The following is a 13,240-nucleotide window of genomic DNA, read 5'->3' as shown; positions in this document are numbered from 1 at the left end:
ATGGTTTCTGAGCTGTTCGACGACAAGGCGTGGGAGCCGGTGGACGCCTTCGAGTTCACCGACATCACCTACCATCGCGCGGTCGATCAGGGCACGGTCAGGATCGCCTTCAACCGGCCGGAGGTCCGCAACGCGTTCCGCCCGCAGACCGTGGACGAGCTCTACCAGGCTTTCGACCACGCCCGGATGACCACGGACGTCGGCTGCGTGCTACTCACCGGCAACGGCCCGTCCCCCAAGGACGGCGGCTGGGCCTTCTGCTCCGGCGGCGACCAGCGCATCCGCGGCAAGGACGGCTACCAGTACGCGGACGGCACCCCCGCTACCGGCCGCCTGCACATCCTGGAGGTGCAGCGGCTGATCCGGTTCATGCCCAAGATCGTGATCTGCGTGGTTCCCGGCTGGGCGGCCGGGGGCGGCCACAGCCTGCACGTGGTGGCCGACCTGACCATCGCCAGCCGGGAGCACGCCCGCTTCAAGCAGACCGACGCGGACGTGGCCAGCTTCGACGGCGGCTTCGGCTCCGCGTACCTGGCCCGCCAGGTGGGGCAGAAGTTCGCCCGGGAGATCTTCTTCCTGGGCGACACGTACGACGCCGAGGCCGCGCACCGGATGGGCATGGTCAACACGGTCGTGCCGCACGAGGAACTGGAGCGGACCGCGCTGGAGTGGGCTCGCAAGATCAACGGCAAGAGCCCGACCGCGCAGCGCATGCTCAAGTATTCCTTCAACCTGATCGACGACGGCCTGGTCGGGCAGCAGGTGTTCGCGGGGGAGGCGACCCGGCTGGCGTACATGACCGAGGAGGCGGCCGAGGGCCGGGACTCCTTCCTGGAGAAGCGCGCCCCCGACTGGAGCCCGTTTCCCTGGCACTTCTGAGTTTCTTGCGCGTTGACCTCGAAAGATTGCGTTGAGATTTCCAACTATTGCACTCGTGTATCGGATCCTGTCACGATGGGGATCCGAGCCTTTCTGGCGCGCGGTTCACGCGTCCTGATCCGCGCCCCCTCACAGAGGAGTGCGCGTGGAGATCTCACGTCGGGGGTTCTTGGCCTCCGCGGTGACCGGATCCGCCCTGGCGGCGGCGTCGACGACCGGGGTGCTGGCGACGATGGCCGGCGCGGCGAACGCGGCGAGCCCGCCGGGGGACGTGGTCGGGAAGATCACGGTGGGCTATCAGGGCTGGTTCGCCTGCAAGGGGGACGGCGCGCCGATCAACGCCTGGTGGCACTGGAGCGGCAACAACAACCAGGTGCCGCCGTCGCCGGGCAACAACACCATCGTGGCCTGGCCGGACATGCGGGAGTACACCAACAGCTACGTCACCGCGTACTCGAACCTGAACAACGGGCAGCCCGCCACGCTGTTCTCCAGCTGGGACCAGCAGACGGTCGACACCCACTTCCGCTGGATGCGGGAGAACACCATCGACACGGCCGCGTTGCAGCGGTTCAACCCCAACGGCGCCGAAGGTCCCACGCGGGACGCCATGGCGCAGAAGGTCCGGCAGGCGGCCGAGGCCAACACCGTCAAGTGGTACGTCATGTACGACCTCACCGACTGGCTGAACATGCAGTCGGAGGTGAAGACCGACTGGCTGACCAAGATGTCGGCCCACGTCGCCTCCCCCATGTACGCCAAGCAGAACGGCAAACCCGTCGTCGGCCTCTGGGGCTTCGGCTTCAGCGAGCCCAGCCGGCCGTTCGCCCCCGGCCCCTGCCTGGACGTCGTCAACTGGTTCAAGGCCCAGGGCTGTTACGTGATGGGCGGGGTCCCGACGCATTGGCGGCAGGGCATCAACGACTCCCGCCCCGGCTTCATCGACGTCTACAACGCCTACGACATGATCTCGCCGTGGATGGTCGGCCGGATCAGGAACGTCGGCGAGGCGGACAACCACTACACCAACCTGCTCGTGCCGGACCAGGCGCACTGCAACGCGCGCGGCATCGACTACCAGCCGTGCGTGCTGCCCGGCGAGGTCACCGCCCGGCACCGCGCGCACGGTGACTTCATGTGGCGGCAGTTCTACAACGTCATCCGCGCGGGCTGCCAGGGCATCTACATCTCGATGTTCGACGAGTTCAACGAGGGCAACCAGATCGCCAAGACCGCCGAGACGCCGGCGACCGTGCCGGCCAACTCGGGCTTGCTGGCCCTGGACGAGGACGGGACGGCCTGTTCGTCGGACTACTACCTGCGGCTGACCGGCGACGGCGGGCGCATGCTGAAAGGCCAGATCGCCCTCACGTCGGTACGGCCCACCGTGCCGATGATCATCGTCGACCCCGACCCCAACCTCGCGCGCGGCAAGCAGACGACCGCGAGCAGCACGAACCCGGGCTACCCCCCGTCCAATGCCGTCGACGGCAACCCCGGTTCGTACTGGGAGAGCCTGAACGGATTCCCGCAGTGGATCCAGGTGGACCTCGGGTCGGCGGCGAACATCGGCCGGGTGGTGCTCAAGCTGCCGCCGCAGCCCGCCTGGGGGACACGCAACCAGACCATCCAGGTCCAGGGCAGCACCAACGGCACGACCTACACGAACTTCGCGGGCCCGACAGCGTTCACGTTCAACCCGGCCACCGGAAATATGGTGACCATCAATATCCCGTCCGGGACCGCGCGGTATGTCCGGCTCAACTTCTCCGGGAACACCGGCTGGCCCGCCGCGCAGCTCGCCGAATTCGAGGTGTACGGCACGACGGTCATCGGCGAGAACGAGCCGCCCACCGTGCCGGGCAACCTCACCCTGACCGGCAAGACCGCCACCAGCGTCTCCCTCTCCTGGAGCGCCTCCACCGACAACGTGGGCGTGGCCGGCTACGAGGTCCGGCAGAACGGCACCGCCGTGGCCAGCCCGACCGGCACCTCCACCACCATCACCGGCCTCACCCCGGCCACCGCCTACACTTTCACCGTCGTCGCCCGTGACGCGGCCGGGAACACCTCGCAACCGTCCTCCGCGCTGAACGTCACCACCGACGCCGCGCCCAACGTCAACCTGGCCCGCGGCAAGCCCACCGCCGAGAGCAGCCACACCCAGAACCTGGGCTCCGGCAACGCGGTCGACGGCGACGCCGGTTCCTACTGGGAGAGCGCCAACAACGTGTTCCCGCAGTGGATCCAGGTCGATCTGGGCTCGGCTGTCACGGTCGGCAGGATCGTGCTCAAGTTGCCGCCGCCGTCCGCGTGGCAGACACGTACCCAGACGTTGTCCGTTCAGGGCAGCACGAACGGCTCCTCGTTCAGCACCATCGTGGGCTCGGCGGGATACGTCTTCAACCCGGCCACCGGCAACACCGTGACGATCACGTTCGCGGGCACGTCCACCCGCTACGTGCGGCTGAACATCACCGGCAACACCGGCTGGCCCGCCGGGCAGCTGTCGGAATTCGAGGTCTACCAGTCCTGAGGGGCTTATTACCCGCCGCTGACCGGCGCCGCGATCGGCGCCGGTCAGCGGCATACCATGATCGCCTTCATGGTGCAGGCCAGGACGCTGGGCGCCGGCGTGATCGTCGCCGCCGCGCTGACCATGCTCGGGCCGGGCGGTTCGGGCGGGTCGGCGCAGCCCCCTCAGGTTGATCTGCTGGCGCGGACGCAGGAGTACCTGCGCGCGCATCCCGGCGACGCCAGAACCTGGGCGTCGCTCGGCAACCTCTACGCGGAACGGGCCCGGCGGACGGGTCAGAGCGCGTACGTGCCCAAGGCCGAAGGCGCGCTCCGGGAGGCCACCCGGCTGGATCCGGGCAACTTGGACGCCATTGTCGGTCTGGGCGCCGTGGCCAACATCAAGCACGACTTCGCGAAGGGCTACGCCTGGGGGATCAAAGCCCGGCGCGCCGACCCGCGCCGGGCCTCCACCTACGCGGTGCTCTTCGACGCCGCCATCGAGCGCGGCCAGCCCGCCCGCGCAGAGCGGGCGCTCGACCGCCTGATGGCCCTGCGCGCCGACGTGGCCACCTTCACCCGCGCCGCCCGCATGTACGAGCTGCGCGGCCAGCCGGCCCGAGCCGCCGAAGCCCTGCGCCGGGCCGCCGACACGGCCGTCGACCCGGTGGACGTCGCCTTCTGCCACCACCGCCTGGGCGAACTGCAGACCGACCCCGCCGCTGCCCTCCGCTCCTACGAGCGCGCCCTCCAGGCCGACTCCGGCTACGCGTACGCGCTGGCGGGCCGCGCCAGAGCCCAGGCCGCGCTCGGCGCGACCGCCGAAGCCGCGGCGAGCTACCAGGCCGCCGTCAACCGCCTGCCCGCCCCGGCCTTCCTGCTGGAGTACGGCGAGCTCCTCCTCAAGCTCGGCCGGGACCGGGAGGCGAAGGCCCACTTCGCCATGGTGCGCGCCACCGGCGACCGGCTCGCGATCGGCCGCTACGAGACCGGCCACGGCGACCCCGAGACCGCGGTCCGGCTGCTGCGCGCCGAGTGGCGGCAGCGCAAGACGCCTGAGGTCGCCGACGCCCTCGACCGGGCGCTGCGGCATGCGGGGCGCACCCAAGCCCGTCATCTGGCGGAGATCGAAAGCATTAATCAGAAACCCGTCCCATAGACAGCCGCGTAGCCGCCGACCAGGCGATTCACCGCTGCGGCTGACCAGATCACGACTTTCTAATTAATATCGGAGGAACGCGTGAAACGCAGCAAGCTAGTCTTGCCAGCCGTAGTCACCACGGCGACCGTGGGGGCGATGACCTGGGGCGTGCTGGCCGGGCCCAGTACGGGGACGAGCACGGCCGCCAGCCATGTGGACGCGCCGCGGCTGGTCCTTGATCCGCAGATGGATGGCTCGGATCTGTATGCCTTTGTCTGCCCGGATAGCCCGGACATGGTGTGCTTTGTCACCAACTATGCCCCGATCCAGCAGTTCTCCGGACGGGGGTTCGCCACCGACGCGCGTTACGAGATCCATATTGACCAGCGGGGGACCGGCACCCCGGATCTCACCTATCGGTGGACGTTCGGGACGCAGGTGGGGGCCAGCCAGCCGTACAAGCTGGAGGAGATCCGGCCGGGAGAGCCGGTCAAGACGCTGGTGGGCAACGGGGTAGTGCCGCTTGCGGCCACCGGCGCGGGACGGCCGGAAGCGACCGTGGACCTGCCCGGCGGCGGCCGGACGCTCGCCGCGAAGGCGGCGGACTCGTTCTTCAGCAACGCCAAGACGGTGGGACTGGCGATGACCGGGTCGCCGATCATCCCGCCGATCGACCTGATCAAGGTGCTGAACGGCAACGTCAACGCGATGGTGTTGCAGGTGCCGAAGGCCACGCTGGCGTTGAAGGGCGATGTCACGCGCAATCCGGTGATCGGGGTCTGGGCGACGGCCGGACGTCGCGGGCTGGATGGCAGATATCCGCAGATGTCGCGGATGGGCAATCCCGCCATGGACGTGGTGACCATGTTCACCATGGGGGAGACGTACAACTCGATGACCCCGGTCGAGGACCGGTACAACACGCGGCTGACCAACTTCGTGCTCAACCCGATCGGGCCGAGGCTGATCAAGGTTCACCACTGGAGCGTCAAGGTGCCCCCGGCACCGCGCCGCGACCTGTGGCAGATCTTCTTCGCCGGAGTGGCCAAGTCCACCGGGCCGATCCGGGGCACGATCCGGGACGATCTCAACGCGCACGTCCTCAACCAGGACGTCGACCCGGCCGCCGTCATCCCGAGCGACCAGCTCCGGCTGAACATGAGCATCCCGCCCAGCAGCCGCCCGAACCGCTTCGGGCTGGTGGAGGATGACCCCCAGGGTTACCCGAACGGCCGCCGCCTCGGCGACGACGCGCACGCCACGCTGGTCCGGATGCTGATGGGGGAGCCTGCCGGGCCCGGCTCGCCGTCGCTGATCATCGCGAACGAGAAGGTCACCGCGCCGACGGCGGCGGTCAGCCCGACGTTCCCCTACCTGGCGCCGCCGCACCGCTTCTAACGTTGGGAGATCCCGGCCGCCGCGAGGCGGCCGGGATCTCGTGTCTACGGCAGGTACTTGACGACCGCGTCCAGGTTGCCCAGCACCTGGCCGATCGGCGGCGTGAAGCCGCTCAGCCGCTTGACGGCCTTCGACCAGCCGGAATCCACGTAGAACGGCCACACCCGAGGCCCGACGCCGCCCTCAAGCGGGCGCGGTGTGGCGATGGTCGGCATGAACTCCAGCAGCTTGTACGTCCCGACCCGGAGCTCCGCCGACGGACCTCCGTTGACCGACATGTTGAAGTAGACGCCGTCCACACGCAGGTAGAACCGCTCAAACGAGATGTTCTCCTTGGTCTTGTCGTTCACCATCCGGAACCCGCCCGGGTAGAAAACGCCACGGCACGGGTCGATATGGTCCTGCTGCCAGCCGATCGGCATGAAGATGCCGGTGTTGCCACGCTTGACCTGGACCGGCGTGATGCCCTCCAGCCGGATGCCGTTGCGGTTCAACTGCTCGACGGTCGCGGGGCCGAAGTCGAAATCGGCCTTCCCCCACGGACCGAAGTACGGCAACTGGAAACAGCGCGACGCGGCGGATGTCGTGGCCGCTTGGGCCGGCGTCATCGCGGGCGTGAGAAGAAGGAGCGCAGCCCCGGCCAGAACGGTCGATATACGCATGGGATATTTCCTTCGCTTGGAGAATCAACCTTGATCTTGATTCCCGGGCGAAGGCGAGCCGGTGGCTGATCTTGGTAAAGATCCCGTGATCAGCGGTCGGCCAGGCGGAGTTCGGTCAGGTAGCGCTTGACGATCCGGCCGCCGTACGTGTTGTCGATGAGGTCGGCGATGCAGCGCAGGAGTCCGGCTCTGGCCGGGGCTGGCAGGGCGATATGGCCGGAGTAGGTGGTCAGGACGTCGAGGTAGGCCTGGGTGGTGTAGGGCTGGTCCCATTCGTACCGGTGGAAGCGGGCGGGGCCGAAGTCGGGGGACGCGTCGATCTCGGCGCTGTCCGTGGGGATCTCGGCGGAGGGCCGCAGGCGCAGGCCCGGTGGGGTGTCGGGGTCGAAGCGCAGGTAACACTCCTGGGCGTCGGCGAAGAACGCGGTGGTTCCGCCGAATACGTGGTGGGTGGCGATGGTGGCCAGCGTTCCGCCCGGGCGTAGGGCTTGCGCGGCCTTGGCCACGCGGATGTCCGGGTCGATCCAGTGAAAGGATGTCGCGGCCAGGACGAGGTCGAAAGGTTCGGGTGGCAGCGGCCAGGTCTCGAAATCGGCGGTGATGATTTCTATGTGAGGGAATCGGGAGAGCTTACGCCTGGCGACGTCGGCCAATTGTTCGCCCAATTCGATCGCGACGATGGGTCGGCCTTGTCTGGCCAGTGGTTCGGTGGCCTGGCCGGTGCCGCAGCCGATTTCGAGCACGCGCCCGGTGGGCAACTGGTCGAACAATTCAGCTGGATAGCCTGGCCTGACACGGTCGTAGAGTTCGGCGTCGGTGTTGAACGTGTGCCGCAATGTCGTCCGGGCTTCGGCCATCGCAGCAGATTAACGCGGGCGGGCCGATGCGGAAACCCGCCCGCGTTAGCTCTCAGGCCGGGGAGCCCATCCGCGCGTTGCGGGCCATCCGGGAGTCCATATCCGTCTTGGACTTGCCCATCATGTCGTGCTTCCCGTCCATGCTCTCTTCGATCCGGAGCGCGATCCCGAGCGTGAAGAAGGTCGGCGCCCACTGTCCGATGAAGATCCCCCAGTGGTCGGCGCGCCCCATGCCGACGTCGCCCGCGGCCCTGGAGAGCAGCCAGGACGCCATCGAAAGCCCTATGGACGCGAAGCCGGCGATGTACATGTGCTGGGAGGTGAGACCGTTCTCACGAATCTTATTGATCATCTGGCATCCCCCTCTTGTTGATCGGACTCTGCCCGGCACAACCACCAGGAATCCCGACATAAGTAGACAAATATGGCGATTTTGCACCAGCTTGGTGTCGGGCGCGGCGGGCACCGCCAACTCTGCGGCATATCTTCGCCAAGCCGGTCAGGTGCTCGGGGTTGGGTCGATCATGCGTCAACGCCAGTGGTGCACGGATGAACAGGCGATGGCTGTGCCTTGCCGTACCGCAAAATCCCAAAAATCGCCAATTACGGCGTTGCTAGCTTGGGCCGTAGGAACTGCGTCCCTGGGGGAGGACTCAATGGGGAAAGTCACGGTTGGGCGGGAGAACAGCGACGTCATCAACATCCACTTCGAGGACCACGGGGCGGGGCGGCCGGTGGTGATGATGCACGGGTACCCGCTGGACGGCCGGGCCTGGGAGAAGCAGGAGCGCGTGCTGCTGCGGGCCGGATACCGCGTGATCACCTATGACCGGCGCGGGTTCGGCAAGTCCAGCCAGCCCACCACCGGCTACGACTACAGAACCTTCACCGACGATCTCAAGGCGGTGCTCGACCACCTCGAACTGGACGAAGTCGACCTGGTCGGCTTCTCCATGGGCACGGGCGAGGTGACGCGGTATCTCGGCACGTACGGCTCGGAGCGGGTTGGCCGCGCGGTGCTCATCGGGGCACTTCCGCCGTTCCTCCTGCAGACCGGCGACAACCCCGAAGGCGTGGACGGAAAGGTGTTCGACGCCATCAAGGAGGCGATCGTGCACGACCGGCCCGCCGCCATCAAGGAGTTCCTCGACAACTTCTACAACGTCGACGTCTACCGGGGCACCCGGATCAGCGACGAGGCCTGGCAGAACAGCTTCAACGTGGCGGTCCTCGCGTCTCCCTACGCGGCGTACGCCTGCGTGGACGCCTGGCTGACCGACTTCCGGCCGGACCTGCTCAAATTCGACGTGCCAACCCTGCTCATCCACGGCGAGGAGGACCGCATCCTGCCGTACGCCAACACCGCCGCCCGGCTGCCTGGCCTGATCAGGGACCTCACCTTCGTCACGATCGAGAAGGGTCCGCACAACGTGCCCTGGACCCACCCCGAGGAGGTCAACCGGGCGCTACTGGACTTCCTCGCCCGCTGACGCTTTCCGCGCGTACCGGACCAGCCGGTGCTGTAGGTCGGGGTAAGGCACGGCGGCGGGGATGCTTCCGCTATCGCGGACGGCCGTGGCCACCTGCGTCGCGGCGTGGATCGCCGCCCGGTACGGCAACGAGCCCGTGCTGACCCGGCGCACGCCGAGTTCGGCCAGGTCGGCGAGGGAGAGCGCCGGGATCACGAGAACGTTGAGCGGCACCAGGATGCGCGCGGCCAGCTCCCGCAGCTCGGCAGGTTCGGTGGCGCCGGGCACGAAGACGCCGTCGGCGCCCGCCTCAACGTAATGGGAGGCCCGATCCAGCGTCGCATCCACGGTGGCCTCCTGGCCGAGCCAGTAGGTGTCAACGCGGGCATTGACGAACACGCCGGGATTCTGGCCCTTGATCGCCGCCACCTTGGCCGCGTGCGCCTGCGGCGGCAGCAGCTTCTCGGCCGTGCTGTCCTCGATGTTGACGCCCGCCACGCCGAGCTCGGCGACGTACGCGGCGATCTCCTCGGGGTCGTCGGTGTAGCCGTCCTCGATGTCCACGCTGACGTGGATCGGCAGGCGTGCGAGCCGGCGCGCGAGCGACAGGTTGGCGTCCCTGGTGGCGCGCTCACCGTCCGGACGGCCGAGGCCGGAGGCGACGCCGAAACTCGTGGTCCCGATCGCCGGGAAGCCCGCGTGGAGGAAGGCCAGCGCGGACGGCACATCCCAGGCGTTGGGCAGCAGCAAAGGCCGGTCGCCGTGGTGCAACTCATGAAATGTCCTCATGTGTTCCTCCCGTTCAAGGGTATGCCGGACCGGGGGTCGCAGAGGTGTTTGCCCAGGTAGAGCCCCTTGTGGAGAGAAATATGCGGTGGAAGACTGGGACTGACGTGAGGGGGAACGTCATGATCGAGGTCAAGAGCATCGAAAAGCCGGACGAGCGCCGCGACTTCCCGCTGGGGCACCTGGAAGTATGCAACCTGACCGGCCTGAGCTTCGGTGTGGCCACCTTCGAGCCCGGATGGTGCTGGTCCGAATCGGTCAAGTCCATCGCGGGCACGGAACTCTGCGAGACCCGCCACAACGGCTTCGTCGTCACCGGCCGCATGCGCTTCCGCATGAACGACGGCACCGAAGCAGAAGTCGGCCCCGGCGACGTCTTCGTCTGCCCACCGGGCCACAACGCCTGGGTAGTCGGCGACGAACCCGCCATCGTGTACGACTTCGCGGGCGGCGCCGCCGAATACGCAAAGGCAACGAACGCCTAAGCATTAGCTGCTCGGATTGGCGCGACCATATTATTCGGCGGCGGACAAGCACGGGACCGGCGAGATCCCGTCCCGCCGGTCCCGTCGAGCTGCGTCATAGAGGAATGTCACCACGCACGGAACGCCATTGAGCGTGACGCCGGTCGGGTTGGCGTTCACCCCGGTGTAGGTGGCCGTGAAGCCCATCCCATGGGAAGCGCCGGGAGCGATGGACGCGTACCAGGTGGGATTGGTGGCCTGCACGCTCGGCGGTGTCTGTGACCAGACGCCGCTCCACGACGAGATGACCTGCTGGTCGCCGGCGAAGACGAACTGCAGGATCCACGGGCTGAACGTTATGGTCCCCGTATTGCTCACGGTCAGTGCTACCACGAATCCCGTGCCCCAGTCGGTGGCGTCGTAGGTCACCGCACAGCCGTACGCCGCCGAACTCGCCGTAGCCGCGGGCGTGCCGGCACCGACGAACAGCGGTAACGCGAGGGCGACCGCGGCTACCCGCGCGATCGTGGATTTCAGCGACCTCATGGCACGCCTTCCTTTTGATGAGCGATCCGCTGTGAGCGTCCGATCACCTTTGGACCGCGTCAACGGACATCCCTCGCCCGTCATTCGCCGCGCAGTTCACCGGAGCCTCCGGCCTGAAGATTTCAGGCGGGTCCGCGCCTCGGGCGTCACCGGCGTCATCGACTGTGATCAGGGAGCTGATCCCACCCGGAGAGCGCGCGATTGTCGTGAGATGACGCATCGCCCCAGGTCGAACGCCGAAACTTTGCCTTGGTTCGGGACGTTGTGGCCAGACATCGCCGTTCTTTGACTAGAAGGGGGTGAAGCACCTCACATTCGGGGGGGCGCATGTTGAGCTGGTACCGATCATCATCGTTTCGGGCGCGTAGGACACTTGTGGCCGGGGCTCTCGTGGCGCTGGTCTGCGTCGGGGTCAGCTTTCTGTTCCTCCTGTTCGCGGGTGCCAAGGAGGCGGACAGGGCTCGGGATCGGGCCACCGGGGCCTGGAGCCGGGTGGTGCCCCTCATCAGGGAAGGTCCTCTCCCGGCCGTGCTGCAGAAGGGCAGGGTCGAGGCGATTCAGGTCCTGAACGCGCACGGCCGGCCGGTCGCGGCGACCCGGCCGCTGGTCGGCAAGCCGCCGATGGCCACCTTCCTCCCGGCCAGCAGCAACGTGCGCGCCGCGCGGGTGTTGTGCCCTCCGGCGGGGTTGAAGGGCTGCATGACCGTCGTGGCGTACAAGGTGTACCAGCCGGATGGGATCTGGCCGCTCTACATTGCGGTCCCGATCGTCCCCTGGTACGGCGACGTCACCGCGCTGCTCCTGGCGGTCGGCGTGTCCCTGGTGGTGACCACGATGATGACCGCCTGGGTGTTCCGCGATCTCACCAAGGTGGTGACTCCGATGAACGCCATCCGTACCGAACTGGCGGAGATCACCGCCACCCGTCTCGATCGCCGGGTCCCGGTGCCCCAGTACGGGAGGTATTCGGAGCTCAAGTGCCTGGCCGAAACGGTGAACGGCACTCTGGACCGGCTCGAAGGCGCGTACAAGCAGCTGCGGCAGTTCACCTCGGACGCCTCCCACGACCTGCGCAGCCCGATCACCGCCATGCGGGTGCAGCTGGACGAGGCGCTCATGTATCCCCGGGACACCGACTGGCCGAAGATGACCAAGGAGGTGCTCGCCGGGCTTGACCGGCTTCAGGCGATCGTGACCGACCTGCTGACCCTGGCCCGATTGGACGCGCATGCCCCGCTCAGCCGTGAGGTGACCGATCTGAGTGAGCTGGCCGGTGCCGAGGTGGAGCACCGGGCCTACCGGGTGGAGATCGTCAGGGATCTCCAGCCGAGCGTGCTCATCGACTGTGACCGGCTGCGGGTCACGCGGGTGCTGGTCAACCTGCTCGACAACGCCGAACGTCACGCCACCTCGAAGGTCACCGTCAGCGTGCGAGCCGAGGGATCGGCGGCGATCCTGGAGGTGGTCGACGACGGCGCCGGAATAGCTCCAGAACACCGGGAGATGGTCTTCGAGCGATTCACCCGGCTGGACGCCTCGCGCGATCGGGACTCGGGGGGAACCGGCTTGGGGCTCGCGATCGCGCGGGAAATCGCCGAGGCGCACGGGGGCACGTTGACCATTCAGGACAGCGAACGAGGGGCGCGTTTTGTCCTGCGTGTCCCCGCACACGGGGCTGTCAGCCCTGCTTGAGCGGCACCGCGATGTCGACGACCTGCTGCTTCGCCGGGAAGGCTCCCCGCGATGAGGCGAGGCCGGTGAGCAGGTCCACGGTGTAGAAGCGGTAGCCGCCGGAGACCTTCAGCGTGGCGAAACCGCGGTTGCTGCCGCGGCTGCTGAAGATGTCGAAACCGGTGCCGCCGGAAGCCGTCACGCCCAGTTTGCCGGTCGGGGCCAGCGAGCCCGCGTTGGCCGGAGACTGGATGCTGACCTGGTCGGCGCCGAGGTCGAACAGGGTGGTCGCGGTGGCGGGGTTCAGGTCGTTGTTGGTGTAGGCCGCGCCGGAGACGCCGGTCGCCGTCGCGCCGGTGGTGGCCGGGGGCACGGGCGGGTTGGTGAGCGTGCCGTCGGTGGCGGTGGTGCCGGCGGCGGGCGCGCCCATGGGGTCGTCGATGTTGTGCCGGAGGTTCTGCCCGGTGTCGCTGATCACCCGCAGCCGGTTGGCGGCCGGGTTGAAGTCGACGCCGAAGTTCTTCCCGGTCAGGGCGACCGTGAGCTGGGAGACCTTGGTCGCCTTGGCGGTGGTGGGGCTGACGACGTAGACGCCCCCCTTGTCGCCGACGCCGTAGAGCTTGCCGTTCTGCACGCGGTAGTCGATGCCGACCAGCCTCTTGTCCCCCTTGAGCGCCGTGACCTTGCCGATCACGAAGGTGGAACCGGGGCTGTCGGCTTCGAAGATGACCAGTCGCTGCGTGCTGGTGAGTCCGATGACCTTGATGCTGTCGCGGCTCGCGCTCGCGGGTGCTGCGGCGACGGTGACCGCCGCCAGCGCGAGCAGGCCGGTGGCCAGAGTCCTGCGCATGTC

The 13,240-nt window shown here is 67.8% G+C and carries 13 protein-coding genes; 7 read left to right on the top strand and 6 right to left on the bottom strand.

All coding sequences use genetic code 11. The features are described 5' to 3' along the window. The 4 genes from ABGB08_RS05735 (at window position 1) to ABGB08_RS05720 (ending at window position 5,932) form a co-directional block, all read left to right on the top strand. A complete protein-coding gene (locus ABGB08_RS05735; RefSeq protein WP_155358153.1) occupies window positions 1-879 on the top strand; it encodes a 1,4-dihydroxy-2-naphthoyl-CoA synthase in 879 nt (292 codons plus the stop codon). Between the two features lie 145 nt (window positions 880-1,024). Then, window positions 1,025-3,415, top strand: coding sequence for a discoidin domain-containing protein (locus tag ABGB08_RS05730; RefSeq protein WP_347587031.1), 2,391 nt, complete (start codon window positions 1,025-1,027; stop codon window positions 3,413-3,415). 57 nt (window positions 3,416-3,472) lie between these two features. After that, window positions 3,473-4,552, top strand: a complete 1,080-nt coding sequence (locus ABGB08_RS05725) for a hypothetical protein (RefSeq protein ID WP_347587029.1) — start codon at window positions 3,473-3,475, stop codon at window positions 4,550-4,552. Window positions 4,553-4,654: 102 nt separating this feature from the next. Next, window positions 4,655-5,932 (top strand): DUF4331 domain-containing protein, encoded by a 1,278-nt coding sequence (locus ABGB08_RS05720; RefSeq protein ID WP_347587027.1) that lies wholly within the window; start codon window positions 4,655-4,657, stop codon window positions 5,930-5,932. A 44-nt stretch (window positions 5,933-5,976) separates the two neighbouring features. Here the strand turns inward: ABGB08_RS05720 and ABGB08_RS05715 are convergent, their stop codons facing one another. The 3 genes from ABGB08_RS05715 to ABGB08_RS05705 all read right to left on the bottom strand — a co-directional run bounded on the left by ABGB08_RS05715 (window position 5,977) and on the right by ABGB08_RS05705 (window position 7,803). Beyond that, complete coding sequence (locus ABGB08_RS05715; RefSeq protein WP_155358159.1) at window positions 5,977-6,594, bottom strand: hypothetical protein; 618 nt, start codon at window positions 6,592-6,594, stop codon at window positions 5,977-5,979. Between the two features lie 89 nt (window positions 6,595-6,683). Then, window positions 6,684-7,451: a class I SAM-dependent methyltransferase gene (locus ABGB08_RS05710; protein ID WP_347587025.1), complete on the bottom strand. Its 768-nt coding sequence runs from the start codon at window positions 7,449-7,451 to the stop codon at window positions 6,684-6,686. A 52-nt stretch (window positions 7,452-7,503) separates the two neighbouring features. Beyond that, window positions 7,504-7,803 (bottom strand): hypothetical protein, encoded by a 300-nt coding sequence (locus ABGB08_RS05705; protein WP_347587023.1) that lies wholly within the window; start codon window positions 7,801-7,803, stop codon window positions 7,504-7,506. A 304-nt stretch (window positions 7,804-8,107) separates the two neighbouring features. On the opposite strand from ABGB08_RS05705, the gene ABGB08_RS05700 reads away from it, so the two are divergent. Beyond that, window positions 8,108-8,941 (top strand): alpha/beta hydrolase, encoded by an 834-nt coding sequence (locus ABGB08_RS05700; protein ID WP_347587021.1) that lies wholly within the window; start codon window positions 8,108-8,110, stop codon window positions 8,939-8,941. Here the strand turns inward: ABGB08_RS05700 and ABGB08_RS05695 are convergent. Next, window positions 8,918-9,709 carry an isocitrate lyase/phosphoenolpyruvate mutase family protein gene (locus tag ABGB08_RS05695; RefSeq protein WP_347587019.1) on the bottom strand — a complete coding sequence of 264 codons (792 nt, stop codon included), beginning with the start codon at window positions 9,707-9,709 and terminating at the stop codon, window positions 8,918-8,920. The two genes, ABGB08_RS05700 and ABGB08_RS05695, sit on opposite strands and share 24 nt — an antisense overlap. 119 nt (window positions 9,710-9,828) lie before the next feature. Here ABGB08_RS05695 and ABGB08_RS05690 point away from each other — a divergent pair, with 119 nt between their 5' ends. Continuing rightward, on the top strand, window positions 9,829-10,191 hold the full coding sequence (locus ABGB08_RS05690; protein WP_155358162.1) for a cupin domain-containing protein: 363 nt from the start codon (window positions 9,829-9,831) through the stop codon (window positions 10,189-10,191). Between the two features lie 30 nt (window positions 10,192-10,221). On the opposite strand, the gene ABGB08_RS05685 is transcribed toward ABGB08_RS05690, so the two are convergent. Further along, window positions 10,222-10,716: a cellulose binding domain-containing protein gene (locus ABGB08_RS05685; protein ID WP_347587016.1), complete on the bottom strand. Its 495-nt coding sequence runs from the start codon at window positions 10,714-10,716 to the stop codon at window positions 10,222-10,224. 375 nt (window positions 10,717-11,091) lie between these two features. Here ABGB08_RS05685 and ABGB08_RS05680 point away from each other — a divergent pair, with 375 nt between their 5' ends. Next, on the top strand, window positions 11,092-12,408 hold the full coding sequence (locus ABGB08_RS05680; RefSeq protein WP_347587014.1) for a HAMP domain-containing sensor histidine kinase: 1,317 nt from the start codon (window positions 11,092-11,094) through the stop codon (window positions 12,406-12,408). On the opposite strand, the gene ABGB08_RS05675 is transcribed toward ABGB08_RS05680, so the two are convergent. Further along, window positions 12,395-13,237, bottom strand: coding sequence for a DUF4394 domain-containing protein (locus tag ABGB08_RS05675; RefSeq protein WP_347587012.1), 843 nt, complete (start codon window positions 13,235-13,237; stop codon window positions 12,395-12,397). The two genes, ABGB08_RS05680 and ABGB08_RS05675, sit on opposite strands and share 14 nt — an antisense overlap. Between the last annotated feature and the right edge of the window lie 3 nt (window positions 13,238-13,240).

Source organism: Acrocarpospora sp. B8E8 (assembly GCF_039871605.1).
GTDB classification, from domain to species: Bacteria; Actinomycetota; Actinomycetes; order Streptosporangiales; family Streptosporangiaceae; genus Acrocarpospora; species Acrocarpospora macrocephala.
This window is presented reverse-complemented; position numbering and strand designations above follow the sequence as displayed.